This is a genomic window from Phycicoccus sp. Root101 (assembly GCF_001426245.1).
Classification (GTDB): domain Bacteria; phylum Actinomycetota; class Actinomycetes; order Actinomycetales; family Dermatophilaceae; genus Pedococcus.
This window is the reverse complement of sequence record NZ_LMCM01000008.1, coordinates 364,246-391,029: the sequence shown is the minus strand read 5'-3', so window position 1 is coordinate 391,029 and position 26,784 is coordinate 364,246. Positions and strand designations below refer to the sequence as shown.

The 26,784-nt window shown below is 70.5% G+C and carries 26 protein-coding genes and 1 tRNA gene; 7 read left to right on the top strand and 20 right to left on the bottom strand.

Annotated elements, in window-relative coordinates; genetic code table 11:
• Nucleotides 1-63 precede the first annotated feature (63 nt).
• The 7 genes from ASC58_RS14660 to ASC58_RS14630 form a co-directional block, all read right to left on the bottom strand.
• Nucleotides 64-4,776: a LamG domain-containing protein gene (locus tag ASC58_RS14660; RefSeq protein WP_082553323.1), complete on the bottom strand. Its 4,713-nt coding sequence runs from the start codon at nucleotides 4,774-4,776 to the stop codon at nucleotides 64-66.
• Nucleotides 4,766-6,088: a hypothetical protein gene (locus tag ASC58_RS14655; RefSeq protein WP_056919800.1), complete on the bottom strand. Its 1,323-nt coding sequence runs from the start codon at nucleotides 6,086-6,088 to the stop codon at nucleotides 4,766-4,768. The genes ASC58_RS14660 and ASC58_RS14655 overlap by 11 nt, the downstream gene beginning before the upstream one ends.
• Nucleotides 6,085-6,780 (bottom strand): hypothetical protein, encoded by a 696-nt coding sequence (locus tag ASC58_RS14650; protein ID WP_056919799.1) that lies wholly within the window; start codon nucleotides 6,778-6,780, stop codon nucleotides 6,085-6,087. The genes ASC58_RS14655 and ASC58_RS14650 overlap by 4 nt, the downstream gene beginning before the upstream one ends.
• Nucleotides 6,780-8,366, bottom strand: a complete 1,587-nt coding sequence (locus ASC58_RS14645; protein ID WP_082553322.1) for a sugar transferase — start codon at nucleotides 8,364-8,366, stop codon at nucleotides 6,780-6,782. Before ASC58_RS14645 ends, ASC58_RS14650 begins: the two co-directional genes overlap by 1 nt.
• A 354-nt stretch (nucleotides 8,367-8,720) precedes the next feature.
• Complete coding sequence (gene pth / locus ASC58_RS14640; protein ID WP_056916568.1) at nucleotides 8,721-9,323, bottom strand: aminoacyl-tRNA hydrolase; 603 nt, start codon at nucleotides 9,321-9,323, stop codon at nucleotides 8,721-8,723.
• Nucleotides 9,324-9,450: 127 nt separating this feature from the next.
• Nucleotides 9,451-10,146 carry a 50S ribosomal protein L25/general stress protein Ctc gene (locus ASC58_RS14635; protein WP_056919798.1) on the bottom strand — a complete coding sequence of 232 codons (696 nt, stop codon included), beginning with the start codon at nucleotides 10,144-10,146 and terminating at the stop codon, nucleotides 9,451-9,453.
• A gap of 147 nt (nucleotides 10,147-10,293) precedes the next feature.
• Nucleotides 10,294-11,268: an EamA family transporter gene (locus ASC58_RS14630; protein ID WP_056916566.1), complete on the bottom strand. Its 975-nt coding sequence runs from the start codon at nucleotides 11,266-11,268 to the stop codon at nucleotides 10,294-10,296.
• Between the two features lie 89 nt (nucleotides 11,269-11,357).
• Between ASC58_RS14630 and ASC58_RS14625 the strand changes: the two genes are divergently transcribed.
• Nucleotides 11,358-11,909: a CGNR zinc finger domain-containing protein gene (locus tag ASC58_RS14625; protein ID WP_056919797.1), complete on the top strand. Its 552-nt coding sequence runs from the start codon at nucleotides 11,358-11,360 to the stop codon at nucleotides 11,907-11,909.
• A 46-nt stretch (nucleotides 11,910-11,955) separates the two neighbouring features.
• Here ASC58_RS14625 and ASC58_RS14620 read toward each other — a convergent pair whose 3' ends face one another.
• On the bottom strand, nucleotides 11,956-12,936 hold the full coding sequence (locus tag ASC58_RS14620; protein WP_056916564.1) for a ribose-phosphate diphosphokinase: 981 nt from the start codon (nucleotides 12,934-12,936) through the stop codon (nucleotides 11,956-11,958).
• Entirely contained in the window at nucleotides 12,933-14,474 is a 1,542-nt protein-coding gene (gene glmU, locus ASC58_RS14615; RefSeq protein WP_082553321.1) for a bifunctional UDP-N-acetylglucosamine diphosphorylase/glucosamine-1-phosphate N-acetyltransferase GlmU, read from the bottom strand. The genes ASC58_RS14620 and glmU overlap by 4 nt, the downstream gene beginning before the upstream one ends.
• A gap of 150 nt (nucleotides 14,475-14,624) precedes the next feature.
• Between glmU and ASC58_RS14610 the strand changes: the two genes are divergently transcribed.
• A complete protein-coding gene (locus tag ASC58_RS14610) occupies nucleotides 14,625-14,951 on the top strand; it encodes a hypothetical protein (RefSeq protein WP_157598527.1) in 327 nt (108 codons plus the stop codon).
• Between the two features lie 8 nt (nucleotides 14,952-14,959).
• Here ASC58_RS14610 and ASC58_RS14605 read toward each other — a convergent pair whose 3' ends face one another.
• The 6 genes from ASC58_RS14605 to ASC58_RS20705 all read right to left on the bottom strand — a co-directional run bounded on the left by ASC58_RS14605 (nucleotide 14,960) and on the right by ASC58_RS20705 (nucleotide 19,426).
• Nucleotides 14,960-15,544, bottom strand: coding sequence for a hypothetical protein (locus ASC58_RS14605; protein WP_157598526.1), 585 nt, complete (start codon nucleotides 15,542-15,544; stop codon nucleotides 14,960-14,962).
• Between the two features lie 7 nt (nucleotides 15,545-15,551).
• The gene (locus ASC58_RS14600; RefSeq protein WP_157598525.1) at nucleotides 15,552-16,976 is read right to left on the bottom strand and encodes an HNH endonuclease signature motif containing protein; all 1,425 of its coding nucleotides are present in this window, start codon (nucleotides 16,974-16,976) and stop codon (nucleotides 15,552-15,554) included.
• A gap of 97 nt (nucleotides 16,977-17,073) precedes the next feature.
• Complete coding sequence (locus ASC58_RS14595; RefSeq protein WP_056919793.1) at nucleotides 17,074-17,784, bottom strand: class F sortase; 711 nt, start codon at nucleotides 17,782-17,784, stop codon at nucleotides 17,074-17,076.
• Complete coding sequence (locus ASC58_RS14590; protein ID WP_056916560.1) at nucleotides 17,784-18,548, bottom strand: CHRD domain-containing protein; 765 nt, start codon at nucleotides 18,546-18,548, stop codon at nucleotides 17,784-17,786. The genes ASC58_RS14595 and ASC58_RS14590 overlap by 1 nt, the downstream gene beginning before the upstream one ends.
• Nucleotides 18,549-18,650: 102 nt before the next feature.
• On the bottom strand, nucleotides 18,651-19,064 hold the full coding sequence (locus ASC58_RS14585) for a hypothetical protein (RefSeq protein WP_235529247.1): 414 nt from the start codon (nucleotides 19,062-19,064) through the stop codon (nucleotides 18,651-18,653).
• Nucleotides 19,065-19,117: 53 nt separating this feature from the next.
• Nucleotides 19,118-19,426: a cupredoxin domain-containing protein gene (locus ASC58_RS20705; protein ID WP_235529257.1), complete on the bottom strand. Its 309-nt coding sequence runs from the start codon at nucleotides 19,424-19,426 to the stop codon at nucleotides 19,118-19,120.
• Between ASC58_RS20705 and ASC58_RS21700 the strand changes: the two genes are divergently transcribed.
• The 3 genes from ASC58_RS21700 to ASC58_RS21825 all read left to right on the top strand — a co-directional run bounded on the left by ASC58_RS21700 (nucleotide 19,341) and on the right by ASC58_RS21825 (nucleotide 20,700).
• On the top strand, nucleotides 19,341-19,559 hold the full coding sequence (locus ASC58_RS21700) for a hypothetical protein (protein ID WP_235529258.1): 219 nt from the start codon (nucleotides 19,341-19,343) through the stop codon (nucleotides 19,557-19,559). The genes ASC58_RS20705 and ASC58_RS21700 overlap by 86 nt on opposite strands.
• A 280-nt stretch (nucleotides 19,560-19,839) precedes the next feature.
• Complete coding sequence (locus ASC58_RS14570) at nucleotides 19,840-20,481, top strand: VOC family protein (protein ID WP_162246859.1); 642 nt, start codon at nucleotides 19,840-19,842, stop codon at nucleotides 20,479-20,481.
• A gap of 93 nt (nucleotides 20,482-20,574) precedes the next feature.
• A complete protein-coding gene (locus tag ASC58_RS21825) occupies nucleotides 20,575-20,700 on the top strand; it encodes a hypothetical protein (protein ID WP_255353305.1) in 126 nt (41 codons plus the stop codon).
• Between the two features lie 197 nt (nucleotides 20,701-20,897).
• Here the strand turns inward: ASC58_RS21825 and ASC58_RS14565 are convergent, their stop codons facing one another.
• On the bottom strand, nucleotides 20,898-21,575 hold the full coding sequence (locus tag ASC58_RS14565) for a GPP34 family phosphoprotein (RefSeq protein WP_056919790.1): 678 nt from the start codon (nucleotides 21,573-21,575) through the stop codon (nucleotides 20,898-20,900).
• A 99-nt stretch (nucleotides 21,576-21,674) separates the two neighbouring features.
• Nucleotides 21,675-21,753 (bottom strand) — tRNA-Gln (locus tag ASC58_RS14560).
• Between the two features lie 175 nt (nucleotides 21,754-21,928).
• On the opposite strand from ASC58_RS14560, the gene ASC58_RS14555 reads away from it, so the two are divergent.
• Nucleotides 21,929-22,531 carry a TetR/AcrR family transcriptional regulator gene (locus tag ASC58_RS14555; protein ID WP_056919852.1) on the top strand — a complete coding sequence of 201 codons (603 nt, stop codon included), beginning with the start codon at nucleotides 21,929-21,931 and terminating at the stop codon, nucleotides 22,529-22,531.
• A 20-nt stretch (nucleotides 22,532-22,551) separates the two neighbouring features.
• On the opposite strand, the gene ASC58_RS14550 is transcribed toward ASC58_RS14555, so the two are convergent.
• On the bottom strand, nucleotides 22,552-23,358 hold the full coding sequence (locus ASC58_RS14550) for a methyltransferase domain-containing protein (RefSeq protein WP_056919789.1): 807 nt from the start codon (nucleotides 23,356-23,358) through the stop codon (nucleotides 22,552-22,554).
• A gap of 64 nt (nucleotides 23,359-23,422) precedes the next feature.
• On the opposite strand from ASC58_RS14550, the gene ASC58_RS14545 reads away from it, so the two are divergent.
• Nucleotides 23,423-23,944 (top strand): MarR family winged helix-turn-helix transcriptional regulator, encoded by a 522-nt coding sequence (locus tag ASC58_RS14545; protein ID WP_056919788.1) that lies wholly within the window; start codon nucleotides 23,423-23,425, stop codon nucleotides 23,942-23,944.
• A 6-nt stretch (nucleotides 23,945-23,950) separates the two neighbouring features.
• On the opposite strand, the gene ASC58_RS14540 is transcribed toward ASC58_RS14545, so the two are convergent.
• Nucleotides 23,951-25,771, bottom strand: coding sequence for an ABC-F family ATP-binding cassette domain-containing protein (locus tag ASC58_RS14540; protein WP_056919787.1), 1,821 nt, complete (start codon nucleotides 25,769-25,771; stop codon nucleotides 23,951-23,953).
• On the bottom strand, nucleotides 25,771-26,706 hold the full coding sequence (locus ASC58_RS14535) for a 4-(cytidine 5'-diphospho)-2-C-methyl-D-erythritol kinase (RefSeq protein ID WP_056916553.1): 936 nt from the start codon (nucleotides 26,704-26,706) through the stop codon (nucleotides 25,771-25,773). Before ASC58_RS14535 ends, ASC58_RS14540 begins: the two co-directional genes overlap by 1 nt.
• Nucleotides 26,707-26,784: the final 78 nt, after the last annotated feature.

Genomic DNA, 26,784 nt, shown 5'->3' with positions numbered 1-26,784 from the left:
ACGTTCTCATGCGTTCCCCGCCTGTGTCGGCTCCGCGGCGCGGAGCAATGGAGTGGTCCGACCTCATGGGAGTTCGGTCACGGTGTAGTTGTCGATCCCGTAGACGACGGGGGCGTTGACGGTGCTGCCACTGAGGTAGAGGTAGACGCCGGCGCTGCCCGAGACCTGCATCGACGCCGTCGAGTCGGTCGTGGTGAGCCAGGTGGTGGGCTCAGGGCTGCCTAGCTTCCACACACGGGCGCGGATCGTGCTGGGCGACGTCCCGGTCACCTGCAGACGGACCACGACCCGGTCCCCTGCGGCGTAGGTGAAACCGCTCGTCGCCTGGGTCGCCAAGATCGTCTCGGTAGCCCCTTGGTTACGCGCCAACCAGAGGGACACATCGCCGTTGGCGGCAAACCGCACCTTCGCACGATAGCTGTCGGTGCTACCGGTCCGGCGACCGATGACGCTGGCGTACTGGCCGCCGCCGGTCGGCACCTTGTCGGTGGTGAGGGTGGCACTCACGTCCGCCTTCGAGCTGGACACCCCACTCAACGTCGCCGTGTAGCCATCGGCCGCATTGAGGGACAATCGACCCGCGCCGTTCGAAACCGACCACCGGCCGGCGAGTCCGTTCAGGGTCCAGGCGCCGCCGGCTTCAGCGGTACCCCAACCCGTCACCAGAGTCCGCTCGAAGGTGTCGGAGGCGAGCACTGCCCCCACCACCACGGTCGCCGTGGTGGCGCCCGTGGCGCCCCCGTCGTCAGTTACGGTGAGCGTGACCGTGTACGCGCCGGTGGTGGCGTACGTGTGGGTCGCCGTCGAGCCCGTGCCTGCGATGGTCCCGTCTCCCCAGCTCCACGAGTACGTCATCAGCGAACCATCGGCATCCGTGGATCCCGTGCCAGAGACCGATGTCGTGAGCCCGTTCTCCGTGTGGGTGAGCGCCGCGACTGGGGCCTGGTTGGGTGCCGCCTGGACCGTCACCGACCGTGTGATCGTCGCGGTGCCACCTTGGTCATCGGTCACGGTCAGGGTGACCGGATAGGTACCGGCGGTGGAATACGAGTGCGTGGCCGAAGAGCCAGTGCCGCCGCCTGTCCCATCCCCCCAGTTCCACGCGTACGACAAAACGCTGCCGTCCGGGTCGCTCGACGCAGTCCCGTCGACGGACAGGGCAAGGAACACCTCGCGGTCGGTGAAGGACGCCGTCGGTGCGACGTTGGCTGCCACCGTCACAGAAGCGGTCCGAGTCGACGCTGTCCCCTTGTCGTCGGTAACCGTGAGGGCCACGGTGAACGTCCCTGCTGCAGCATAGGCGTGGCTCGCCGTGGCACCGGATCCGTCGGGGGTCCCGTCTCCCCAGTTCCAGGTGTACGAAGCGATGGTGCCGTCGGGGTCGTTGGACCCGCCACCGTCGACCGATGTCTGGAGGAAGACTTCGCTGTGCGTGAAGGACGCGACCGGTGGGTCGTTGGGTCGCACACTGACAGTCACCGCTTGGCTGCTCGTTGAGCTCCCGCCGCGGTCGTCAACGACGGTGAGGATGACCGAGTAGGTGCCCGCTGCCGCATACGTGTGCGTCGCCGTTGCGCCGACACCGTCGGGTGTCGCGTCACCCCAATTCCAGGAGTAGGAGGTGATGGCACCGTCTGTGTCGATGGAACGACTGCCATCAACGGACAGGGCAAGGAAGGAGGAGCTGCTCGTCCATGACGCGATCGGTGCCTGGTTGAGCACTGTGCCGCCGGCCGCTTCGAAATGCGCGCGGACCTGGGCCGAGGTGAGAGCGCTTGGGTAGACCGCGACCTCGTCTAGGTCGGCCGCGAGGTAGTTGCTCGTGGTGCCACCAAAGGTCCGGTCCCCACCTACGCGCCACCAGCCCACGAAGTTCTGCGCATCCGAGATGGAATTGCTCGCAACGCGCGATCCGTCGACGTACAGAGCCATGCCGGCCGCGCCCTGTGTCGCGACAACGTGGTGCCACTGGCCGTTGTTGTATGCCGCAGCGCTCTCCAATGTGGTGCGCACTGCTCCGTTGGTGCCGAACTGCAGGTGGCCGTTGCTGAGCATCACCACCTGGCGGTCGTAGGAGGAGCTGAGGCCCGTCGCGGCATTGCCGAAGCCAATCAACTTCCCACCCTTGGTCGTCGAGGTGCGGAACCACGCTTCAGTCGAGTAGAACTTGGGCGCCGTCGCGGTCTCCTTGTCGACCAGCAGGCCGTTCGTGCCGTTGAAGGTCGCTGCTCGGCCGGGGCCGGTGGCCGGGGAACCGGCCACCCCCAGCGTGACTCCGCCCACGTAGGCGCCGTCCTGCCCCGACGCCGATGCGTCGACTGCGGTACTTGCGCCCAAGGATTCCCCTAGCCGCCAGTAAAGGTCAGGCCCATCGGCAACCACCGACTGGCCATACGGGTCCGCCGGCGCGCTAGACCAGTTCGCTGCGCGGTTGGAGGCGACGTACTGCGCTTGGATCTGTGCCTGGCTGAGTTCCGTCGGAAACACCGTGACCTCGTCGAAGGAACCCGCGAGGCCGGCATTAGTCGGGCGGTTCGGAAGCCCGGTCGTCTGGTCTGCAAGCAGGCGCCAGTAGCCGGTGAAGCCGGTCATCACCACCGGGGCCTGGTCGCGGCCAACCCTCCTCCCGTCGACGAACAGGGAGATGCCGGAGGATCCTGCCGTGGCGGACACCAGGTGCCACTGCCCGTCGTTGACGGTTCGATTGCTGGCTACCGCACGCACGGCGCCGCCGATCCCCGTCTGCGCAAAAGCCAGCTTGTTCGCGCTGTTCACGTAGAGGACGAGGTCGTTGGTCGTGGCGGCCGAAGTGCCTGTCTGGCTGTTACCAAATCCGATGATCCGGCCGCCCGCAACGCTCGTGGTCTTCATCCATGCCTGAACCGTCACCTCACCGGGGTGAGCCTCATTGAAACTCGTCCAGAGCTTGGAGGTGGCTCCGCCTGGGGACGAGATCGCGGAGTCGTCGGTCACCGCGCCAACGGAGCCGAAGGTGATACCAGTGGACGTTCCGTTGCCTCCGCCGACGGCGTCATTGATCGTCGGTCCGGCATCCCCGAGTCGCCATACGTGGGAAGGCGAGTCGGAGCGAAGAGCTCCGAGGAAGGGCGACGGGCTCGAGGACGAAACCGTCACCGGAGCGGACGCGAGACTCCATTGGACGTTGCCGTCCTTGTCCTTGGCCCGGATCTTGTAGCTGTGAGTGGTCCCTGGTGCAGAGGCGGCGTCCGTGAAGGTCAGACCCGGCAGGGTCCAGAAGTTGCTCGCCGCGGTGAGTGCACCGATGGCCGGGCCACCGTCTCGGTAGACCTCGTACGTCAAAGTGGCGTCATCGCGATCCCACATCGTTCCGAAGTCCACCTTGACCCGACCGGCTTCGGTCGACGTCGCCACCGGATCCATCGAGGGGCTATAGATCGGCTTCATGCCCTTCGGAGCGATCGACGGCATGGCAAACCGGACGAGCCCCTGCTGCGCCTTACCGTTGACCGTAGGGAACTCTCCGCCATAGGTGACGTAGTCGCCCGCGCCAGCAACCGACCACGCAGCCTGACCCGCCGAGGTATATGTGCCGAATTTGAAGTCCGGGAACCAGTGCAGAATGCCGGCGTACCGGTAGCCGCGGAAGTCCCAACCATAGGCATCTTTCACACCGATGGTGCCCGTCGGGTACGTCGGAGCCGCTGTCGCCTTCTGCCACCGCGCACGCGGGCTGGTGTCGGGAAACGAGCCCACAACGCTGCAATCGTGGGAGTGACCCACGCTGTAGAGCACGTGGTTCACGGCATAGGTGCTGTAGTTGTCGCCCAAGCAGTCATTGATCCAGTTGATAGAACCCGTGGTTGGCTCCGCCGCGAACGTCCCCTCGAACGCTGCCCCGGCGCCGAACGCGTATCCGCTGCCGAAGATCTGGGTTCCATCCGTGCTGAGACTCGTGATACCCCCGTTGTTGCCGCCAGACCGAATCTTCTGGTTGGCATCCCATCGCCCTACCTCACCAGTGACAGCGTCAACCGCGCCCATTCCCAGCGCGGGGATGCCATTGATCTGTTCGAAAGATCCGGCCAGCACGACCCTCCTCTGGTCCGGGGTAACAAGCAGTGCGGCTACGGACGGGTTTACACCTTGCGCCGACGGCGCCCAGGGCAGCAGGAGCGGCTTCGTCGCCGAGTATGCAGCCAGCTGGTCGCGTGCCTGTCCGCCCGCAGAAGGAAAGCCTCCCCCCGCGTACACCGTGTCGCTGGTTGCCGCCACGGCCCGCACCTGTCCCCCGATGTTGGCCGCCCAAGGGAGCAGGGCCCCCGTATCCGCGGCGAAGGCCGCGATGTGCCCGTGGGCCACGCCGTCCACCGTGGTGAAGTCGCCCGCCACGTAGATCCGTGAACCATCGGGGGACCTGGTCAGGGCCAGGCCCTGGGCGTTCAGCGCGTGGTCGAAGGACGCGACCCGGTTACCGGTGGTGATGTCGTAGGCGAAGATGTTGAGGGCGTCGACCTCGCCGACGCCACCGACGGCCACGCCCGGCGGGCGGGCCTTGGTGAAGCTGCCGGTGACGTAGACGGTGTTGCCGACGATGGCCTGGCTCCACACGACGCCGTTGATCTGCCACGTCGGCAGGGCGTCCGCGGTCACCGGCGCCGCGGTCGGGACGACCGGCGGCGGTTCCGCGGCACTGGCCGGCGTGGCCAGCGCCGAGGCGCCTGCGAGGACGACCGCGGCAGCAGCTGCTGCAGCGACAGCGCGACGGACGAGACCGCCGAGTTCCTCAACGTGCATGGTGTGCTGCCTCTCGGGGCTGCGCGGGGGCGGGGACCGCCGGGGCGCTGGTGGTGACTGACTGCTCCATGCGGAGCATCGGGGTGAGGACGACGAAGCGGGTGACCAGGCCGGCTGCGACCGGTCCGAGGGCGAGGACGAACGGCGTTGCGGCCGTGGGCAGGTCGGCGAGCAACCAGGCGACGAGCGCGACGAGCGAGACCGCGGCGTCCAGGAGCCGGACGCCGAGCATCGCGCGCTGGCGTCCGCGAGCAGCGGCGAGGCTGACGAACGGCTGCATCGACGCGATGGCCGCGGCGTAGCAGGCCCAGCCGGCCACGGCGAGCAGGGGGACGGTGAACCCGTCACCGGTGACCCACGGTCCGACGAGGGGCGCAGCCAACCAGATCAGGAGGCCGGCACCGAGGGCACCGAGGACGAGAGCGGTGCTGCCCCGACGCGCCCGGGTGACGAGCGCAGTCAGGGCGAGGGAACGGTCGCGCCCGTAGGACGCGAGCAGGTACGACCCGAGCCCCTGGACCATGAGCAGGGCGGGTGCCACGAGGATCCGGGCGGCTTCGAGGTGACCCAGCGCCGCGGCCCCGGCCACCGCCACGACGAGCAGGCGGAACGCCGTGAAGACGCCGGGGTTGACCGCGACCTGCGCCCCGCGCCATACGCCGAAGGACGCGACGTCACGCACGGCGCCGCCACGGACGGGAGCAGCCCACCGCTCCGACGGCGCCAGCATGGCGGCCACGGTGAGCAACCCGGTCGCCTGCCCGAGGGCGACGGCGCCCAGGAAGCTCCCGAGGGTGATGGTGCCGGCCAGGCCGAACGCCACCAGCGCCGCGACCGCCGTGGCCAGGGCGACGGAGTCGACGACCACGAGCCGCCAGAAGCGCAGCGACGCCATCAGCAGCCGGCGCCCCACCTCCTCGACCGCGAACAGGGCCGCGGCGAGCAGGAACAACCCGGCCTCGGCGGCGTCGAGCGAACCCGTGCCCCACAGCACCGCGGCGGCCAGGGCCGGACCAGCGGTGCCGAGCACGAGGGCCCACCACTGCAGGCCACCACGGACGCGGGAGTCCGCGCGGTCGAGCACGGTGAGCGAGTCGCCCACGAATCCGCTCGTGACCGCGGTGACCAGCACGATGGTGCCCAGGCAGAGCGAGACGAGGCCGAGACCCTTCGCACCGAGCACGTGCGCGGCCACGACCTGGAGCACGAAGCTGGTCGCCGCCTGCCAGACCTGTGCGACGAGGGCGCCCGAGGCGTGCGACGTGACGAGCGCGCGCAGACGTCCCGTCGGCAGGCCCCGGTGGTGGCTCACGAGACCACGACCGCGCCGGAGTAGGTGGCCGAGGTGTGGGTGCCGTCGAAGTCGACGACCATGGTCAGCTTCTTCAGCCCGGAGTCCGGCACGGCGAAGGCGTAGAACGCCGTCGCGGAGGCGCCGGGCTTGACGATGCCGGAGAAGTCGTAGGTCTTGGCGCTCTCGGTGTAGACCGGGGCGGCCAGCTGCTTGGACGCGGAGTAGTAGGTCGTGAGGACGACCTGGTTGAGGTTGATCGCCTTGGCCGAGCCGTTGGTGAGCTTGAGCTCGAAGCGGACGTACTTGCGGCCGGCCATGACCCCGGGGCCGTGACCGGTCTCGGTGGCCCGCACGGTCCGGACGATGTCGAGGCGGACCCCGTCGGGGTAGGTGACCGGCGCGGTGAACTTCGCGGCCGGTGCGGTGACCGACGGCGAGGACGGCTGGCCGGAACGCTTGACCTTCGGGACCGACGCCACCGGCTGCGGCAGGGGCGGCGGCACGGTGGCCGACGTGGTCGGGCTCTCGGCGTCGTCAGGCGTCGTGGTCGCCGACGGGCTCGCGCTCGAGGAGCTCGACGACGCGACCGGGCCGACGGCCGCGGTGCTGCTGGCGGCGGTGGGCGACGTGCGGTCGCCCGAGCAACCGGACAGGAGGGCGGCGGTGACGGCACCGACGACGAGGACGGCGGGGAGGCGGCGCAGGGACATCAGTACGCCCCCGTCCCACGCAGGACGGCCTTGGCGGTGCGCACGATGATCTGCAGGTCCAGCAGCAGGGACCAGTTGTCGACGTACCAGAGGTCCAGCCGCAGGGACTCGTCCCAGGACAGGTCGCTGCGTCCGCTCACCTGCCACAGACCGGTGAGGCCCGGCTTGACCCGCAGGCGGCGGGTGGCGTCCGACTCGTAGCCGGCGACCTCGGAGGGCAGCGGTGGCCGCGGACCGACCAGCGACATCTCGCCTCGGATGACGTTGATGAGCTGGGGGACCTCGTCGATGGACAGTCGGCGCAGGATCCGGCCGACCGAGGTGACGCGCGGGTCGCGGCGCATCTTGAACAGGACCGTGTTGCCGGCGTCCACCGCGGTGACGAGCTCGGCCTTGCGCTGCTCGGCGTCGACGACCATGGTGCGGAACTTGAGCATCTGGAACGTCTCGCCGCGGGCACCGACCCGGGTTTGGCGGAAGATGACGCCACCGGGTGAGTCCAGGCGGATCGCGACGGCGATGCCGAGCAGGACCGGGGCGGCCAGGACGATGAGCACGACCCCCAGGACCAGGTCGACGGTGCGCTTGAACACACGGCGAGCGCCCGACATCGCGGGCCGCTCCACGTGCAGCAGCGGCATGCCGGCAGAGGGGCGGATGCTCAGTCGCGGGCCGGCCACCTCGAAGAGGCCGGGGGCGATGACGAGGTCGACGGCGCGCTCCTCGAGGCTCCATGCCAGGCGACGCAGGCTGGGGCCGCTGAGCTCGGGGTCGCTGGACACGGCCACGACCTCGGCGTCGAGCAGGTCGATGGCGTACATCGCCTCGTCGGGGTAGCCGAAGACCGGCACGCCCTCGATCTCGGTGGAGAAGTCGCCCTCGGTCGCGATGCCGGAGACGCACGCGCCGACGACCTGCATGCCCTCGCCGGGCGCGCGGCGGAGCTGGCGGATGAGGGGGGCGACGGTACGGACGTTGCCGATGACCACGGTGCGCTGGGAGTCGATGCCGACCTCGCGGCGGGCCAGCAGGCCACGACGCAGGAGGTGGCGGCCGAGCAGGCCGAGGACGAGCAGCGGCGGGGCAGCGGTGAGCACCAGCCCGCGGGCGATTTCGGCGTGGACGAGCCAGGACAGGACGGCGACCGACACGACCAGCCCGACGACGGCCCGGCCGATGGCGCGGTACTCGTCGGCGGTGATCCCGAGGTAGCGCCGCTCGTAGCCGTGGCAGAGCAGGATCGCGAGGTACCAGGCGCCGGGGAGGGCGAGCGCGACCAGGCCGCGGTCGACCAGCGGGGCGTCACCGATGGGGACGAAGGTGCACAGCAGCCCGGCGACGACGGCGCCGGCGATGTCCACGGCGACCGCCTTGGAGCGGTAGCGCAGGTACCAGGACTGCTTGGCCGGGTGCTCGGGCGCCACCCCCGCCCAGTCGTGCGTCCCGACGAGCCCGGCCGTCCCGATGGCCTCGGTCGGCGTCGTCGGTCGTCCGATGAGGTCGTCCGACGGCACCTGGACCGGCACCTGCACCGGCGCTGGTGTCGGGATCGACGACACGGAATCCGCCCCCGCGAGATCCGTCATGACTTGCACCCCTTGCGCATCGCTTTCGGCCGAAGGTAGACCCCCACGGTCGACCTGTTAATGGCTCCTGCAGAAGTCATCAACCGGCTCCGCCAGCCTTGCAGGACAAGGGTTTCGACCTGTACGCCGCGCAACGGACGGTGATCCACCCCAGGTGGAGTAGCGCTGTCTACGTACTCACCTCATACCGATGGTGGAGTTCGCGAACACGAGCCGTTCGCTCGGTCCCGCAGGGACGAAGGGGTCGACCCTCGGCACCGTTCGCCTGACGTAGGGATACGCAAAAGGAACTAGTCCCAAAAATAGTCACTCCCGCGCCCCGCCCCGAGGGGTGGACGGGAGGAGCAGCAGGCCTCAGGCGGGGCTGTGGAACTTCTGCTGGGCCGTCTGCAGCCCCTCGGTGACGACCATCTCCGCCGCGTCGGCGGCGGCATCGAGCAGGAACGGCAGCTCCTTGCGCTCGGTCGGTGAGAAGTCGCGCAGGACGAAGTCGGCGGCGTCCATCCGGCCGGGCGGGCGCCCGATCCCCACCCGCACGCGCAGGTAGTCCTTGGTGCCCAGGGAGGAGCTGATCGAGCGCAGGCCGTTGTGGCCGCCCTCGCCGCCGCCCTTCTTGAGCCGGACGTCACCGGCAGGGATGTCGAGCTCGTCGTGGATGACCACGAGGTGGTCGGGGTCCACGGAGAAGAAGGACATGAGGGCCTTCACCGGACCGCCGGACTCGTTCATGTACGACAGCGGGACGCCGATGACAGCGCGGGGGCCGGGAGCGCCGCCGGGCAGCATGCCGATCCTGATCGTCGCCGCCACGGCCCGCGCCTTGTGCTTCGTGAGGGACGCCGACCCCCGTCGGGCCAGCTCGTCGACGACCATCGCACCGACGTTGTGGCGGTTTCCCGCGTAGGTGGGCCCGGGGTTGCCGAGCCCGACCACCAGCCACGTCCCGTCTGCACTCACGGGCGGCAAGTATGCCGGAAGGCCGGGTCCGTCGCGGACCCGGCCTTCCGGTGTGGAGCAGTGGTGGAGCCTGTGGCGCGGCCGCTGGGCCGCCCCTGTGGCACGGCTCGCGCCGTGCCGGTGGGACTCAGGCGTCCTCGGACTCGGCCTTCGCGCCGTCCGTGGACTCGCCCTCGGCAGCAGCGGAGTCGCCCTGGGCGGCGGCGTCCTCGTCGGACTCCTCGCGCTCGATGCCGGCCTCTTCCTCGGCCTCGGCGAGCTCGGCGTCCAGCTCCTCCTGCGAGATCTGCTGGGTGATGTTGACGACGAGGGTCTCCTCGTCGACGATCAGCGTCGCGCCGCGGGGCAGCTCGACGTCGGACGCCTTGATCTGCGTGCCGGCCTGGAGGCCCTCGACCGAGATGACGATGTTCTCGGGGATGTGGGTGGCCTCGACCTCGAGCTGCAGGGTCTGGGAGTCCAGCGTGACCACGGTCTCGGGGGCGGCGTCGCCCTCGAGGTGCACGGGCACGTCCACGGTGACCTTCTCGCCCTTGCGGACGACGACGAGGTCGATGTGCTCGATGACCGGCTTGATGGCGTCGCGCTGCACGTCCTTGGCCAGGGCGAGCTGCTCGTCACCGTCGATGACGATGGTGAGGAGGGCGTTGGCGGTCTTGAGCGCCATCATCGTCTCGTGGCCGGGGAGGGTGATGTGCACCGGCTCCGCGCCGTGGCCGTACATGACGGCGGGGATCTTGTGGTCGCGGCGGATCTTGCGCGCGGCGCCCTTGCCGAACTGCGTGCGCTTCTCGGCGTTGAGCGTGAGGTTGGTGTCAGACACGGGGACTCCTTGGACGGGGACTCGAGTAGGCGGTGGGCCTCGACGCGGGGCGCAGCACGGAGACCACACCGCGTCGAATTACGGACGTGACCGGCCCCCAGGTGGTGGCAGCCGTGCAGTGTCCCTCGCCGAGGCAACCCGGAGAGTCTAGGCGACGCCTGCGGGGAGAGGGAAATCCGCGTCGTCCGCCGCGGCCGTCGCCCGGGCCGAACGCTCGCGGCGCAGCTCGCCGAGGCGGACGGCGACCACGCCCCCGACGATGCAGACCCCGCCGAGCAGCTGGACCAGGCCCGGCAGCTCGCCCAGCAGCACCCACGCGAACAGCACCGCGAAGAGCACCTCGGTCAGCCCCACGAAGGACGCGACCGTGGAGCCGAGTATGCGGGCGGCCGTGACCCCGAGCAGGTATGCCGCGGCGGCGGCCACGAGGGCCAGCTCACCGACCGCGACCCACCAGGGCACGTCCGCGCCGCGCAGGACCACGTCGGTGGCGACGAAGTGCATCGGCAGCACACCGACCGCACCGAGCACACCGAGGCCGACCGCACCGGCGCCCATGCCGAGACCGGCCAGGGCGACCGGCGGGAGGTGGCTCTCCTCGGCCGCGAGGACGAAGAAGGTCGCCAGGCCCGCGGCGGCGACCAGCCCCCAGCCGACACCGACGAGGTCGGGCGCGGCCTGGCCACCGAGGTCGAGCACGAGCGCGAGCCCGCCGATCGCGAGCACGACCCCGAGCCCGGTGAGGGCACTGGGGGCCCGCCGGGTGCGCGCCCAGACGAACAGCACCACGAGGACGACACCGAGGTACTCCAGCAGCAGGGCGACCCCGACGTCGAGGCGCTGGACCGCGTAGAAGTAGGCGACCTGGCAGCCGGCGACGGCCACGGCGCCATACGTGAGGACGGCAGCGAGGTTCTCCCGCACGAGGTGCCACCGACCACGCAGGGCGAGCACGGTCGGGACGGCGAGGACGAGCGTGGCGCCGGCGACGCGGAGCAGGACGATCGCCCCCGAGCTCCAGCCCTCGACGAGCAGGGACTTGGCGAACGGGCCGCTGCTGCCGAACGTCGCCGCCGACGCGAGGGCGAGCCAGAGGCCGACCGCGGTGGACCGTGGGTGCATGACACGCCTCGCTTCGTCGTCAGGGATCTTGTCAGGATCAAAACTCCTTATACTCGTGACGGTACCGATGGTCCATGTCAGGAGTCAACATGTTGTTCGCCCATGACACCGAGGAAGCCTTGCGCGGCTGCGCGGCCCTGGTCAACACGGCCGCGACCCTGCCCACGGACACCGACGACCTGCAGACCCTCCCCCAGCTCGACACGTTCGTGCGCGAGTGGCAGTGGACCGGTTCGCGCGCCCACGACGCCGCCGAGCTCGAGGCGGTGCGCGCCCTCAGGCCGCGGTTGCGCGAGCTGTGGACCGCGGACACGGACCGCGCCGTCGAGCTCGTCAACACGCTGCTCGCCGAGGCCGACGCCCTCCCCCAGCTCGTGCGCCACGACGGGTGGACCTGGCACCTGCACGCGACGCCGCCCGAGGCCCCGCTGTCGACCCGGATGGCCGTCGAGGCGGCCATGGCGATGGTCGACGTGATCCGCGCCGACGAGCTGGCCCGGCTGCGCACGTGCGCGGCCGACGACTGCGAGGACGTCGTCGTCGACCTGTCGAAGAACAGGTCGAAGCGCTACTGCGACGGCGGTTGCGGGAACCGCGCCAACGTCGCCGCCTACCGGGCGCGCAGGGCCTCGACCGGCTGACCCGAGGCGACGGTGGCCCTGTCCTCGCAGCGTGGACGCACTGTGCTCAGGCGTGGCCGTCGAACAGGCTCGTCACCGAGCCGTCCTCGAAGACCTCCTGGATCGCACGGCTGATGAGCGGGGCGATCGACAAGGTCGTCAGCTTGTCGAAGTCGTGCGCCTCGTCGATCGGCAGCGTGTCGGTGACGATGACCTCCTGCGCGGTGCAGGCCTTGAGCCGGTCGACCGCAGGACCGGAGAGGATCGCGTGCGTCGCGGCGATGACCACGCCGGCCGCACCGTCCGCCATGAGGGCGTCGGCGGCCTTCGTGATGGTGCCGCCGGTGTCGATCATGTCGTCGACCAGGACGCAGATGCGGCCCTTGACCTCACCGACGACCCGGTTCGCGACGGTCTCGTTCGGCCGGTTGATGTCCCGCGTCTTGTGGATGAACGCCAGCGGCGCGTGACCGAGGCGCTCGGACCACTGCTCGGCGACCTTGATACGACCGGCGTCGGGCGAGACGACCGCGAGCTTCTCGTTCCCGTACTTCTCGCGCACGTAGTCCGACAGGATCGGCAGCGCCATGAGGTGGTCGACGGGACCGTCGAAGAACCCCTGGATCTGCGCGGTGTGCAGGTCGACGGCCATGAGGCGGTTGGCCCCGGCGGTCTTGAACAGGTCGGCCATGAGGCGGGCCGAGATCGGCTCACGACCACGGTGCTTCTTGTCCTGACGGGCGTACCCGTAGAACGGCAGCACCACGGTGATGCGCTTGGCGGAGGCGCGCTTGAGCGCGTCGATCATGATGAGCTGCTCCATGATCGCCTCGTTGAGCGGCGCGGTGTGGCTCTGGATCACGAACGCGTCGGAGCCGCGCACCGACTCCTCGTACCGCACGTAGATCTCACCGTTCGCGAAGTCGTAGGCGCTGGTCGGCACGAGGCCGGTCCCCAGCATCCGGGCGACGTCCTCGGCGAGCCCGGGGTGGGCCCTGCCGGAGAAGACCATGAGGTTCTTCTCGGTGGTCTTGAGGATGCCGGTCACGCCTGGCCCTGCCCTTCCGTGGAGTCTTCGGTATGCGGCGCAGCCACCTTCGCGGCCTGCGCCGCCCTGGCGGCTTCGTCCGTCTTCGTGCCGGCGCGGGCGCGGGCCACCCAGCCGTCGATGTTCTTCTGCCGTCCGCGGGCCACCGCGATCTGGCCCGGGTCGACGTCACCGGTCACTGCGGAGCCGGCGCCGACGTACGCGCCGTCGGCGATGGTGACCGGCGCGACGAGCACCGAGTTGGAGCCCACGAAGCTGTGCCGCCCGATCGTCGTGTGGTGCTTCTTGATGCCGTCGTAGTTGGCGAAGATCGTCCCCGCGCCGATGTTGGCGCCCTCACCGATGGTGACGTCACCGGCATACGTGAGGTGCGGGACCTTGGCACCGTCGGCGATCTTCGCGTTCTTGGTCTCGACGAAACCGCCGATCTTGCCCTTCGCGCCGAGCTCGGTGCCGGGGCGCAGGTAGCTGAACGGACCCACCGTCGCGCCCGCGCCGATGACGGCGAGCAGGGCCTCGGTGCGCTTGACCTCGGCCCCCTCCCCCACCTCGGTGTCGGTGAGGGTGGTGTCGGGGCCGATGACGGCGGTCGCACCGATGGTCGTCGCCCCGAGCAGCTGGGTGCCGGGCAGGACGGTGGCGTCACGGCCGATGGTGACGTCCGTGTCGATCCACGTGGTGTCGGGGTCGATGATCGTGACGCCCTCACGCATCCAGCGCTCGGTGGTGCGGCGGTTGAGCTCCTTGCCGAGGCGGGCGAGCTGCACCCGGTCGTTCACGCCCTCGGTCTGCCACAGGTCCTCGATGAGGTGGGCGCTGACCCGGCCACCGGCGCCACGGGCGATGGCCAGCACGTCGGTGAGGTACTTCTCTCCCTGGGCGTTGTCGGTGCCGACCTTGGCCAGAGCCTCACGCAGGACCGTCGCGTCGAAGGCGTAGATCCCCGAGTTGATCTCGGTGATCGCGCGCTGCTGCTCGGTGGCGTCCTTCTGCTCGACGATCCCCTCGACGCCGCCGTCGGCGTCCCGCAGGATCCGGCCGTACCCCGTGGGGTCGGCGAGGTGGGCCGTGATCACGGTTGCGGCGCTGCCGGACTCCGCGTGCTCGGCGAGCAGCGACACCAGGGTGTCGCCGGCGAGCAGGGGGACGTCGCCGTACGTGACGAGGACGGTGCCCTCGAGGTCGGCGGGGAGCACGTCGAGAGCGCACTCCGTGGCGCGGCCGGTGCCCTTGACCTCGTCCTGGTCCGCGATGACCGCGGAGGAGTCGACCTCTGCGACGTGGGCGGCGACGAGGTCGCGCTCGTGGCGGACGACGACCGCGAGGTGCTCCGGCTGGGCCGCCCGGGCCGCTGCGATCGCGTGTCCGACGAGGGTCCGGCCCCCGATCCGGTGCAGGACCTTGGGGGTCGAGGACTTCATCCGGGTGCCCTCACCTGCGGCGAGGACGATGACTGCAGCGAGCCTGGGGGTGCCGTGGGGGACGTTCACGCGCGAGGACTCCAGAGATCTGGTCGGGTGCGACGGGTCGGGCGTCATGCTACCCGCCGGTCAGGTGCTGTTCGCCCCACGGTTGCCGACCCCGCGCAGGACGGGCGACCTGGTCCGTTCGGGCAGGTTCTCGGCCGGCGCGAACCGCTGGCCGTCCCCGTGGTGCGGTTCGTCCGGGTTGGGCGCACAGTGGTGGACATGACGGATCTGGGGGCGGCGTCGCAGCTCCACACTGAGGCAACACCGGCACCGGCTACCGAGCTGGACGGGCTGCTGTCCCGCTCCGCCCTCGGCGACGCCACGGCCTTCGGGGACCTGTACGACCGCACCGCGGCGCGCTTCTACCACCTCGCCCTCACCGTGCTCGGTGACCATGGCCGGGCCGAGGAGACCACCCTGGCTGCCTACGCCCAGATCTGGGCCACTGCCCGGGACTTCGACACCCTGCAGCACCGGTCGTTGAGCTGGATGACGACGATCGTCTACGACCTCGCCCGCTCGGCACGCGGACCCCGGGCCGCCTGACCCACTCGTCAGAACGGCTGGTCCCAGGCTCGCGCGACCGCCTCCCGCTGTTCCTCCGGCGACATCCGCGTCACGTCGACCACGTGGTCGGCGAACGGCACCTGCTCCGCCTGGGCACGGTGGAGCTCCTCGAACTCCTCGCCGGTGAGCTGAACCTCTCGCCCGATCGCACGACGCGCGGCCTCCTGCGGGGACACGGCGAGGTGCACGACGGCCACCCTCTCGAGCAGCTCGCGGTACATGGTGGTCGTTGCCGGTGTCAGCACGTCAGCGACGACCACGGCGAACCCCTCGGTGGTCAGGCTGCGAGCCAGGAGACACGCGTGCCGCACCCCGAGCTCCTGCTGAAGCAGGCCATTCGAGCCCTCCCAGGGTGCGGCGTGGCCCGCAACCACGAGGTGCCGCGGGTCGTCGACGTCGATCACCGCTGCACGCTCAAGCTGTGCAGCGACGGCGCGAGCCGTGGACGTCTTCCCTGCTGCGGGCCCGCCCGTCAGGACGAGCACCGGCAAGGCATGGACGGCACGGTCATCCAGTGGAGTCACCCCAGCACCATCCCAGAACTGCAACACCGGGAGGTGGGCGTGGACCATCGCCCGCTCAGGTCGTGGCGGGGTGGGGGCGTGGCCGTGTCCGGGCTCGTTGTCGGGTGCGTTGTCGCCATTCGTCGAGGGTGGTGTCGTAGGAGCCGACCGTCAGGTCCCACTCGACCCGTGGGCTGCCGTGCTCGAGGCGGACCCTGCCGCCGTAGCGGTTCGTGTGCACCACCGTGTGATGGGCCCGGCACAACAGGGCAGCGTTGTCGATGTCCGTCGGGCCACCGTCGGCCCAGTGGACCAGGTGGTGCGCATCCGTCCACGCCGCAGGCTTCGAACAGCCGGGGAAGGTGCACTGCCCATCCCGCAACCACAGGTGCCGGACCTGCGCCCGGTCGAACAACCGCCGCCCCATCCCCTGGTCCAGCACCTCACCACGAGCACCCAGGACCACAGGGATGACCTGCGCGTCGCACGCCATCCGACGCACCGCCCCCACCGTCAGGGCCTCACCATCGAGGGTCATCCCCGCCCCCCGGCACCGGCCCTGCAAAACGTCCAGCGGCACTGTCACCACGAGGCTCGTCTTCGCCTGCCGAGGCACCCCGCTGGGTGCGGACACCGCCCTGGCCACCAGGTCCAACAACGCGTCCGCGCGACGCGCAGCCGGGGTGCGCGGGTCCAGCTCCCCGGTGTCCTCGTCCCGCCGCGGCTTCGCCAGCGCATCGACGGCGGCATCGACGACCGCGGCGCCTTCCTCGTCCAGCAGCAACGTGTAGCGGGACATCCCCACCGGACCACGCGACTTCACCAGCGACCGGTGGTCCCGACGGACCTGCGCGTCCCGCTCCACCGTCCCGTCCGAGCGCGCCACATCCGTGGTGCGCCTGACCGCGACCGCCAACGTGCGCTCGTCCCAACCCCACCTGCCCCGTGCCGCATCCACCAGGTCAGCCGTCGCCCCGGCCAACCAGGCCGGCTCGGCCAACCCACGGATCCCGCGGTGGAACCGGCACAGCTGCGCCGCCTTGGACACGGGCAACGCCCCGGCCCGCTCCTGCGCATCACCCGAGGCGGCTGCAGCGACCGCATCGGCGACCTCGCCCAACCGGTGGTCGCCGAGCTCGGGACGAACCCCGTCGAGGACCGCGGTCGCCACGACATGAGCGTCGAGCAGGTCCTTGGTAGGCAGGGACGGCGCCATCGCCCGTGCCCAGTCGACCGCGCCCCACCCCTGGCCCGAACCCAGGCTGCGACCCTTGGCCTCTGCCAGCACCGCGACCAGCTGGGCCGCAACAGCCGCGTGCACCTCAGCCAGCACGCCGAGCGCGTCACCGACTTCGGCGTCGGACAACGCCCACAACCGATCTGCGGCACCGTCGGTCATTGCCTCCAGGGCGACCCGCGCGCCACCCAGCACCGGACGGGCCGCACCCTTGCGTGCACCACCACCGAAGGTGGGGTGCGACGTGCCCGGAGCGATCGCCATACCGAGGACACTATCGGCGACCACTGACAAGGGCACCGGCACCGTCCACAGGCCCAGCATCGTTGCGCAGCAACGGAATCGGGCCGGGAAAGATCCGTCAGGAGGTGAGGTGGGCGAACGCCACGATGTTGTCGACGTAGTGACCCGTGGACTGGTCGAAGGCACCGCCGCAGGTGATGAGCCGGAGCTCGGCGCGGCCCTTCGTGTCGCCGTAGACGGTCATGGTCGGGAAGTCCGCCTTCGAGTAGCGCGCGACACGGTCGACGACGAAGCGCGCCGTCGAACCGTCCTTGCGGGCCACGGACACGGTGGCGCCCTTCTTCAACGATCCCAGGCGGTAGAACACGGCGGGACCGGACTTGCTGTCGACGTGGGCACCGATGACCGCGGGGCCGAACTCACCCGGGGTCGGGCCGTTGGCGTACCAGCCGGCCCTGCCGAAGTCGGTCGGGGCCTGCAGCTTGCCGCTCTTGTCGAGACCGAGGTCGACGATGCCCTTGGTGTCGACACCGATCGACGGGATCTTCAGCGAGACGGGCGCGCTCGGTCCCATGATCGGACCGAAGTCCGCGGTGCTGGGAGCAGCGGTCTTCCCGGTCGCGGAGGTGGGTGACGACGTCGGGCTCGGCGGTGAGGACGAGGGTGCCGGCGTGACCGACGGTGCGGACTGGGCTGCGTCGGGCTGCGGCGGGGCATCGGTTCCCGAGAAGGACTTCGCGACGAGGAACCCACCGACCACGAGAAGCACGACGGTGACCGCCGCGGCAATGCTGCCGCGACGGCCACCGGACTTCGTGATGTCAGACATCAGACGCGGTTACGAGCCTTGCGAGCAGTGAAGGCACCGGTGCCGACAGCCGCCATGAGCAGGCCGCCACCGAGGAGGAGCATGCCCTCGTTGTTCGGGGTGGACGTGCCACCCGCGCCGGTGTCCATGCCGCCGGCGGGAGCGGCGTTCAGGACGCCACAGATGGCCGGGTCAGTGGCCTCGGTGGGCAGGCTCGGGTCGAGGTCGCTCTTGGTCGTGCCGTCGTACTTGCCGTCGTTGTTGTGGTCAACGCCGTGGACGACGACGACAGCCTTGCCCTCGGTGATGGCCTGGGCCACGCCGGAGGAGACGTTGATGCTGCCGCGCTCGTAGTTGATCTTGCCGCCGGGGGCGGTGTCGAAGCGGTCGACCGCGAGGCCGCTCTTCGGCGAGGTGTCACCGGTCTTGGTCAGGGAGACCACGATCGGACCGTATGCCGGGCCACCGTCGGTGGTGTTGATGGTGCCGTCGCCCTTGGCGTCGTCACCGGCGACCGGGCACTCGTGCCGAGCGTCCGCACCGAAGTGGATGTGGGCCGCGTGCGGCGCGTCGGGGAGCAGGCCGTTGGCGGCCATGGTCACGTCGATGCGGGTGCCGTTCACGGTCACCATCGCGGTGCCGCTGCCCTTGACACCGTTCAACGCGACGGGACGGAGGGTCGCCATCGTGCTGCCGTCGGCAGCCTGGGCGACACCTGCACCGAGGAACGGCAGGAGCACTGCAGAGCCGAGGGCGACAGAAGCAATCTTCGAGGTAGTGCGCATTCTGGTATCTCCTTGATTCGCGGCCGCATCGGGCCGCACTGGGAACCACGCTTGTGCAGGTACTTCGGTGCCCGGCGTGGAACGGACTGGTGCGGGGGCCAACTAGTTTCTGGTCGGGCCGCCGTGCCGTGGGGCCGAGCTGCGGCCGGTGGTGAGCGACAACGCCAACAGGGCCCCCGCAGCCGCAACGCCCTCGGCGACGGCGCTGAGCGTCTTCTCGGCGAACCACACCGGCTCGTACATCGCCGGCAGGGGGCCGATGGCGGGGACGTTGACGTAGCGGTAGAGGACGACGGCGGCGACCGCGCTCACCCCCACGGCGAAGGCGGCGAGGAAGGCAGCGCGGCCACCGCGCCAGGCGAGCCAGACCGCGACGCCGAGCGCGAAGACGGCCTGGATGCGGAAGAGGTTGCCCGCACCGATGCCGCTCGGGGCGGACTGCTGGTACCCACGGGCGAGGTGGAGGTGCACGGCGGCGTCCACGACCAGGCAGAGAGCCACAGCCACGCGGAGCACGACGCCAGCGTTGTCTCGCGAGCTCCGTTGCTGCACAACGGTGCGTGCGGTGCTCACTTGACGACGAGCGTGCTGGACATGTCCGCGTGGAAGGTGCAGACGAAGTCGAAGCTGCCCGCCTTGTCGGGGGCCTTCATCGTCGCGGTGCCGTTGGGGTCGATCTTGACGTCGAAGCCGCCCGACTTGGACGTGACGGTGTGCGCCTGCGAGTCGCCGTTCTTGATGGTGATGGTGGCGCCGGGCGCCACCGATGCAGGCACCTTGAACTTGAAGTCCGTGATCGTGATGACGGCGGACGCGGCGTCGGATGCGCTCGACGACGGCGACTCAGCGGCCTTCGAAGAGGGCGTCTCCGAGGGCATCGGCATGGACGACATGGACGTCGAGGAGGTGGAGGGCGACGAGGCGCTGTCCGAGTTCGACGAGCCACAGGCAGCCAGGCCGAGGGCCAGAACGGGGACGAGGGCGATGAGTGTGATCTTGCGGGTCATGTGATGCCTCCGGATCAGGTGGTCGATGTGACGGCCACGGGGAGGAGTTCGGCGCCGAGCGCCTTCCGGGTTGGCGAAAGGCTCCGAGGGCGCCTGCGGGTCGGGCCCGAGGAGGGGAGCCCGTGCGGGTGACCGTCTCTGGACCGACTGCGCCGACAGCGTTGAACGCGACGGGACGGCCGGTCGGAATTCCGTTGCGTCCCCATGAACCGAGGCCTAGCGTCGATCAGTGGAAACCCCGGGTGAGGGCAGCACCCGCTGGGCCGATCGAACTCGGAGGCGCGATGACCAGCCGGCTGGTGGAGCTCTGCTTCGACGCGCGGCACCCACGTCGCCTCGCGGGGTTCTGGGCGAGCGTGCTCGGCCGGGACGTCGCCGGCGACGGGGTGACCCTGCTCCCCGGTGACGACGGGCAGCTCCAGGTCCGCTTCCTGCCCACGGAGGTCCCGAAGACCCGGCCGAACCAGATCCACTTCGACCTGATGACCCTGTCGCTGCAGGACCAGCAGGACACGGTGGCGCGCGCCCTCGCGGCCGGCGGACGACACCTCGATGTCGGACAGCTGCCCGAGGAGGAGCACGTCGTCCTGGCGGACCCGGAGGGCAATGAGTTCTGCGTCGTGGAGCCGACGAACAACTTCCTGCGCGGCACCGGCCGGATCGGCGCCTTCTCCTCCGACGGCAGCCAACAGGTGGGCTACTTCTGGAGCGAGGCCCTGGGTTGGCCGCTGGTCTGGGACCAGGACGAGGAGACGGCCATCCAGGCCGCGGACGGTGGATCGAAGATCAGCTGGGGCGGACCGCCCTTCCACCCCAAGCTCGCGAAGAACCGGCTGCACCTCAACCTCGCCCCGCACTCAGCAGGCGACACCGATGAGGTCGAGCGCCTCCTCTCCCTCGGCGCCGCGAGGTCGAGCGTCGGGTAGTGCGGCGAGGGCTGGGTCGCCATGACCGATCCCGACGGGAACGAGTTCTGCCTCCGAACCGCGAACCCAGCCTGACGCGGCATACTCGCCGGCATGTCCCTGAGCGACTCGCTGCGAAGAACGCTCGTGGCGACGGCCGCCGAGGTGGACGAGACCGAGGTCCTGACGTTCGGGGCCGCGGCATCCTGTTGCGGACGCCCGCCGGCCAGCACTCCCTGATGCTCGCGGCCTCCTGCGGGGCTGTCATGGCGGGGGCGCTCGGCGGCTGACGCGACCCAGCCGGACGCGACCGTCGCGGTCAGGTTAGCTCCTTGAACTGCCACGCCGGCGCCCACATCGCAGCGAGCGCAGCGACGAAGGCGACGACGAGAGGGCGACGGCGAAGGCCACTCCGGCGCTCTGGACTGCAGGTGACCTCAGCCGCCCGGGCCACTCCAGCCGGGGTTCCCGTCCATGCCGAGGAGCGGGCCCATGCTCACCAGGTAGGACACCGCGGGTTCGAGCCTGGGCACCAGCGCGCTGTTGGCGAGGAACCTCCGCGTGGGCTCGATGACCCCCGAGTCCGTGAAGGCGTTCGTGCTGAGGACGTGTTCGGCGATCCCCGCGCACCAGGCCACGGCGAGCACGCCTTCCTCCTGCGCAGAGGCGGTGCCACGGCCTCCGATCACGGCGAGGAGCCTCGCCCGCTCCCGGCGCGCGACGGCGAGGTCGGGCCTGCGTCGTGGCGCCATCCATCGCCGCACGGGACGCGGGACCTCCTCGGCCATCCCCTGCCTCGCCAGGTCCGCGCCGACGGCGTCCCAGTTCTGGGAACCCATGGCGTTGATGGCGTGGATGACTCGGAGCGGCTCCCTCCCTCCGGACTCCTCGAGCGCGGCAGCCCAGCGCCCGATGAGCGCGTCCGAAGGCGACTCACCGGTGCATACGACCTCGGGCTGGCCGGACGAGTCGACCCACGTTGCCGCACCACTGCCGACGACGTCGACGAGCGCCGCCGCGGCCACGGCGACCCCCATCGCACCGACCCGCGGCCGGAACAGCTGCTCGTCCTGCCCCAGCAACCAGAGCACGCGAGCGACCGACAGCTCCCCCATCACCGGAGCGTCCCACGTCGAGCCACAAGGCACGAGCGGAGCAACACCCTCCGATGGTCCGCCCCGGGGCTGGAGTAACCCGCGCGCCTCAGAACGGCGCTCCCCGGGTAGGAATCGAACCTACGTCGCTTGTCCTGATTCAAAGTCAGGCGGGCCCTGCCAGCAGACCAACCGGGGAACGTCCCGCAGAGGGACCTGCAAAGGGTAGCCAATCCGCGGCGGTGCCCTCACCCCGCTGGACCTCACGGTCCGGCCACGCGGCACACCGGTCGGGCGGGGCGGGGGCAACAGGCATGATGGAGCGTGTGAGCAGCAGCCATGACAAGCCCGTGACCACGGTCGCGAAGTCGCGCATGACCGGGAAGCAGCGTCGCGAGCAGCTCATCGACGTGGGCAGGAAGTTGTTTGCCGACAAGGGTTTCGAGGGTACGACCGTCGAGGAGATCGCCGCGAAGGCCAACGTCTCCAAGCCGGTCGTCTACGAGCACTTCGGGGGCAAGGAGGGCTTGTACGCCGTCGTGGTCGACCGTGAGATCGCCGCCCTCCTCACCCTCGTCACCGGAGCGCTGACCGCCGACCTCAACAGTCGCCAGACCCTGGAACGCGCAGCCATGGCCCTGCTCGACTACATCGAGAGCTCCACCGACGGGTTCCGGATCCTCGTCCGCGACAGCCCGCCCGGGCAGTCGACCGGTTCGTTCGCGAGCCTCATGTCCGACGTCGCGAGCCAGGTCGAGCACATCCTCGCGGCCGAGTTCAAGCGCCGGAAGATCGACCCCAAGACCGCCCCCCTCTATGCCCAGATGCTCGTCGGCATGGTGGCCCTCACCGGCCAGTGGTGGCTCGACTCGCGCAAGATGAAGAAGGCCGACGTCGCCGCCCACCTCGTCAACCTCGCGTGGAACGGCCTCGCCAACCTCGAGAACAAGCCGACCCTCGCCATCACCGCCAAGTAGGCCGCTGGCGCGCCCGGCGGTCAGGCACCGGTGCGGTGGGCCACGGCGAACACCCGCCGGAACGCCAGGATCACCCCCACCGGCGTGCGGGGGTATGCCGCGCGGAGCCGCGCGTCGTAGTCCGCCAGGAACGCCGCTCGTTCCGTCTCGTCGTCGAGCGCCTCGAGGACCGGCCGCAGCCCGGTCCCTCGCACCCACTCGAGCACCGGGTTGTCCTGCGCACCGCCCGGGTCGAGGACGTGCTGGTAGGTCGTCTCCCACCCGTCGACCTCGCAGCCGAGGGCGCCGAGCTCCACGACGTACCGGGCCGGGTCGTGGACGGCCAGCCGGTCGAGCGCAGGAGCGAGCCGGTCGGCCGCGGGGTGGTCCGCCGCCGTCTCACGCATGAGCGCGTGAGAGGGAGCGTCGTTGTTGCCGGGCACCTGCATCGCGAACCAGCCGCCGGGAGCGAGCGCCTGCACCCAGGCGCGGACGAGCGCGAGGTGACCGGGCACCCACTGCAGCGTCGCGTTGGTGACGATGACGTCCGGGGCCGCCCCGAGCGAGCCCACGTCCCACGACGCGACATCGGCCTCCACCCACTCGACGCGCCCCTCGGCGTCGAGCTCTCGAGCCGCGTCCAACATCTCCGGCGAGTGGTCCACGCCCACGACGCGCGCGTCGGGCCACCGGCGGGCGAGCCCCAACGTCAGCGGGCCGTTGCCGCAACCGAGGTCGACGACCAGACCGGGCGAGCTCGCACCGACCCGGGCCATGAGGTCCCCGAAGGGGCGCGACCGGTGGTCGGAGAACTTGGCGTACTGCGTCGGGTCCCAGTGGGTGCTCATGTCCTCATGATGCCCCTCACTTCTCTTGATATCAAGATACTTGATGAGGGGTACAGTTCTCGCCATGAGTCCCCGACGCCCAGGACCGGTCGTGCCACCGGCCGACGACGTGGACCACATCGTCGAGGCCTGGCGGCGCGAGCGCCCCGACCTCGACGTCGCCCCGTTGCAGGTGTTCTCCCGCGTCTCCCGCCTCGCCCGCCGCCTGGACCTCGACCGCGCGCAGGCGTTCGCGCTGCACCAGCTCGAGGGTTGGGAGTTCGACGTCCTCTCGGCCCTGCGCCGCGCCGGCGACCCCTACGAGCTCTCCCCCGGGCAGCTGATCCGCCAGACCCTCGTCACCAGCGGCACCATGACCAACCGCGTGGACCGGCTCGAGCGTCGCGGCCTCGTCGGCCGCAGCCCCGACCCCACCGACCGCCGCGGCGTCATCGTCCGGCTCACCCCGGCGGGGCAGCAGGCCGTTGACGCCGCGATGGCCGACCTCCTCGACCGCGAGCGCACGCTGCTCGCCGAGCTGTCCCCCAAGGACCACGAGGAGCTTGCGGCGATGCTGCGCCGCCTCCTCTCGCCGTTCGAGGTCTGAGGCTCCTCAGCCGACGATCTCCGCCGCGGCCAGCCACTCCAGCTCGAGGTTCTCGCGCTCGTCGACGATCTCGCGCAGCTGGCCGTTGAGCTCGAGCACCTTCGCGTGGTCGGCGGCGGCCTCTGCCATCGCGAGGTGGACCTTGTCCTCGCGCTGCGTCAGCCGGGTCAGCTGCTTCTCGATCCGCGCCATGTCCTTGCGCGCCTCGCGCAGCTCAGCCGGGCTCGGCCCGGACGTGCCGGCGACCGGAGCGTTGTCCACCCGCGCGGACGTCGAAACGGCTTCTCTCGCAGCAGATTCGATCGCCGCGTGCCGGAGCTCGAGGTACTGGTCGACACCGCCAGGGAGCTGTCGGAGCTTGCCGTCGCCGAGCAGGGCGACCTGCCGGTCGCAGGCCCGCTCGAGCAGGTAGCGGTCGTGCGAGACGACGAGCAGCGTGCCGGCCCAGCCGTCGAGGACGTCCTCGAGCGAGGTCAGGGTCTCGATGTCGAGGTCGTTGGTGGGCTCGTCGAGCAGCAGCACGTTGGGCTCGTCCATGAGCAGCCTGGTCAGCTGCAGCCGTCGTCGCTCACCACCGGACAGGTCGGAGACCCGGGTCTGCTGCCGCCCGCCGGTGAACCCCAGGCGCGTGGCGAGCTGGGACGCCGAGATCTCCTTGGGCCCGAGCCGCACGAACTTGCGGACGTCCTCGATCGCCTCGATGACTCGCCAGTCGGCATACCGCTCCAGCTCCCTGACCTCCTGCGAGAGGTAGGCCAGGCGCACGGTGATGCCCTGCTTGCGCTTGCCCGAGGCCAGCGGCAGCTGACCCGCGATGGCGCGCAGGAGGGTGGACTTGCCCGCACCGTTGACCCCCACGACCCCGATGCGTTCGCCGGGCGCGAGGTGCCAGGTGAGCCGGTCGAGAAGGACCCGGTCACCGAGGGCGACGGTCGCGTCGATGAGGTCGACGACGTCCTTGCCCAGGCGCGTGGTCGCGAACCTCAGCAGCTCGACGTCGTCGCGCGGGGGCGGCTCGTCGACGATGAGGGTGTTGGCCGCGTCGATGCGGAACTTCGGCTTGGACGTCCTGGCCGGCGGGCCCCGGCGCAGCCAGGCGAGCTCCTTGCGGAGCAGGTTGTCGCGCCGCTCGGCGGTCACCTGCGCCATCCGCTCGCGCTCGGCCTTCGCGAGCACGTATGCCGCGTAGCCGCCCTCGAAGGCGTTGACCGTGCCGTCCACGACCTCCCACGTGTTCGTGGCGATGGCGTCGAGGAACCACCGGTCGTGGGTGATCGCGACGACGGCGTTGTCAGGACGGGCTCGGTGACGGACCAGGTGCTCGGCCAGCCACGCGACCCCCTCGACGTCGAGGTGGTTCGTGGGTTCGTCGAGGAACAGCACGGTCGGGTCCTGCACGAGCAGGCGGGCGAGCGCCAGCCGACGGCGTTCGCCACCGGACATCGGACCGATCGTCGCCTCGAAACCGCCCACGGACTGCGCCTCGATGCCCCCGAGCAGGCCCGTCAGCACGTCGCGTACGCGGGCGTCACCGGCCCAGACGTGCTCGGCGAGGTCGCCGAGCACCACCTCGCGCACGGTGTGGGTGGGGTCGAGGACGTCCTCCTGGGCGAGCACTCCCACGCTGGAGACCCCGGCGCGGGTCACCCGTCCGGAGTCGACCTCCCGCTGGCCGGCGAGGACGCTGAGCAGGGTCGTCTTGCCGCCGCCGTTGCGGCCGACGATGCCGATGCGGTCGCCACCGAGGACACCGAGGGACACCTCGTCGAGGACCTGGGCGGTGCCGAGGGCCAGGGAGGCGCGCTCGACACTGATGAGGTTCGCCATCAGCCGGGCCGCGGTCCGCTGATCTCGTGGGCACCGTGCGCGGGGCCGGTGGCGCGCCGGACGTCCTGCACCGCGCCCGAGGCCGTCAGCGACACGGCCAGGTCGAGGGCGGCCTCGTTGTTCTCCACCACGAACGCCACGGTCGGTCCCGAACCGGAGACGACGCCGCCGAGGGCCCCGAACTCCAGGCCTGCGTCGAGCACGTCACCCAGCGCCGGCATGAGCGAGATCGCCGCCGCCTGCAGGTCGTTCTGAAGCGCCTCGCCGAGGGCCCGCGGGTCGCCGGAGCGCAGTGCCTGCATCATCTGCGGGCTCGATGAGGGGTCCTTGACGGCCTTGTCGCCGCGCAGCCGGTCGCACTCGGCGTACACGGCCGGCGTGGACAGTCCGGTCTCGCTGAGCGCGAACACCCAGTGGAAGCTGCCCCGCGCCAGCACTGGTGCCAGCACCTCGCCGCGCCCGGATCCCATCGAGGTGCCGCCGGAGAGCAGGAAGGGGACGTCGCTCCCGAGCTCGGCCGCGATGTGCTCGAGCTCGGTCCGGGGCAGCGCCAGCCCCCACAGCCGGTCGCACGCGACCAGGGCGGCCGCGGCGTCGGCCGAACCACCCGCCATACCGCCCATCACGGGGATGTCCTTGCGGATGCTCACGTGCACGGGCTCGCGCACCTCGCCGACCTCGGCGAGCATGCGCGCGGCCCGGAGGGCGAGGTTGCTCTCGTCCACCGGCACCCCGAGGGACTGCGGGCCCGAGACCCCCACCCCCCAGTCGTCCGCGGCGGCGACGGTGACCTCGTCGTAGAGGCTCACGGCGTGGTAGACGGTCGCCAGCGGGTGGTAGCCGTCCTCACGGGGCGCACCGACGAGCAGCTCGAGGTTGACCTTGGCCGGGACCCGCACCGTCACGGACGACGGCATCACGGCGGCAGAGGTCATGGTCGCAACCCTAACGGGGACGGCCGCACCGCGCGGATCAGCACAGCCGCCGGCACCTGGGGGCCCTCGAGGACCGAC

Coding starts and splice junctions, on each gene's coding strand:
- ASC58_RS14590 (WP_056916560.1), bottom strand. CDS start 18,548: ATGCGCACTACCTCGAAGATTGCTTCTGTCGCCCTCGGCTCTGCAGTG.
- ASC58_RS14600 (WP_157598525.1), bottom strand. CDS start 16,976: ATGGCGATCGCTCCGGGCACGTCGCACCCCACCTTCGGTGGTGGTGCA.
- ASC58_RS14660 (WP_082553323.1), bottom strand. CDS start 4,776: ATGCACGTTGAGGAACTCGGCGGTCTCGTCCGTCGCGCTGTCGCTGCA.
- ASC58_RS14605 (WP_157598526.1), bottom strand. CDS start 15,544: ATGGTCCACGCCCACCTCCCGGTGTTGCAGTTCTGGGATGGTGCTGGG.
- ASC58_RS20705 (WP_235529257.1), bottom strand. CDS start 19,426: ATGCCCTCGGAGACGCCCTCTTCGAAGGCCGCTGAGTCGCCGTCGTCG.
- ASC58_RS14630 (WP_056916566.1), bottom strand. CDS start 11,268: ATGCACCCACGGTCCACCGCGGTCGGCCTCTGGCTCGCCCTCGCGTCG.
- ASC58_RS14610 (WP_157598527.1), top strand. CDS start 14,625: ATGACGGATCTGGGGGCGGCGTCGCAGCTCCACACTGAGGCAACACCG.
- ASC58_RS14550 (WP_056919789.1), bottom strand. CDS start 23,358: ATGAGCACCCACTGGGACCCGACGCAGTACGCCAAGTTCTCCGACCAC.
- ASC58_RS14625 (WP_056919797.1), top strand. CDS start 11,358: ATGTTGTTCGCCCATGACACCGAGGAAGCCTTGCGCGGCTGCGCGGCC.
- ASC58_RS14595 (WP_056919793.1), bottom strand. CDS start 17,784: ATGTCTGACATCACGAAGTCCGGTGGCCGTCGCGGCAGCATTGCCGCG.
- ASC58_RS14545 (WP_056919788.1), top strand. CDS start 23,423: ATGAGTCCCCGACGCCCAGGACCGGTCGTGCCACCGGCCGACGACGTG.
- ASC58_RS14570 (WP_162246859.1), top strand. CDS start 19,840: ATGACCAGCCGGCTGGTGGAGCTCTGCTTCGACGCGCGGCACCCACGT.
- ASC58_RS21825 (WP_255353305.1), top strand. CDS start 20,575: ATGTCCCTGAGCGACTCGCTGCGAAGAACGCTCGTGGCGACGGCCGCC.
- ASC58_RS14555 (WP_056919852.1), top strand. CDS start 21,929: ATGACCGGGAAGCAGCGTCGCGAGCAGCTCATCGACGTGGGCAGGAAG.
- ASC58_RS14645 (WP_082553322.1), bottom strand. CDS start 8,366: ATGACGGATCTCGCGGGGGCGGATTCCGTGTCGTCGATCCCGACACCA.
- ASC58_RS14540 (WP_056919787.1), bottom strand. CDS start 25,771: ATGGCGAACCTCATCAGTGTCGAGCGCGCCTCCCTGGCCCTCGGCACC.
- ASC58_RS14650 (WP_056919799.1), bottom strand. CDS start 6,780: ATGTCCCTGCGCCGCCTCCCCGCCGTCCTCGTCGTCGGTGCCGTCACC.
- ASC58_RS14535 (WP_056916553.1), bottom strand. CDS start 26,706: ATGACCTCTGCCGCCGTGATGCCGTCGTCCGTGACGGTGCGGGTCCCG.
- ASC58_RS14565 (WP_056919790.1), bottom strand. CDS start 21,575: ATGGGGGAGCTGTCGGTCGCTCGCGTGCTCTGGTTGCTGGGGCAGGAC.
- glmU (WP_082553321.1), bottom strand. CDS start 14,474: ATGACGCCCGACCCGTCGCACCCGACCAGATCTCTGGAGTCCTCGCGC.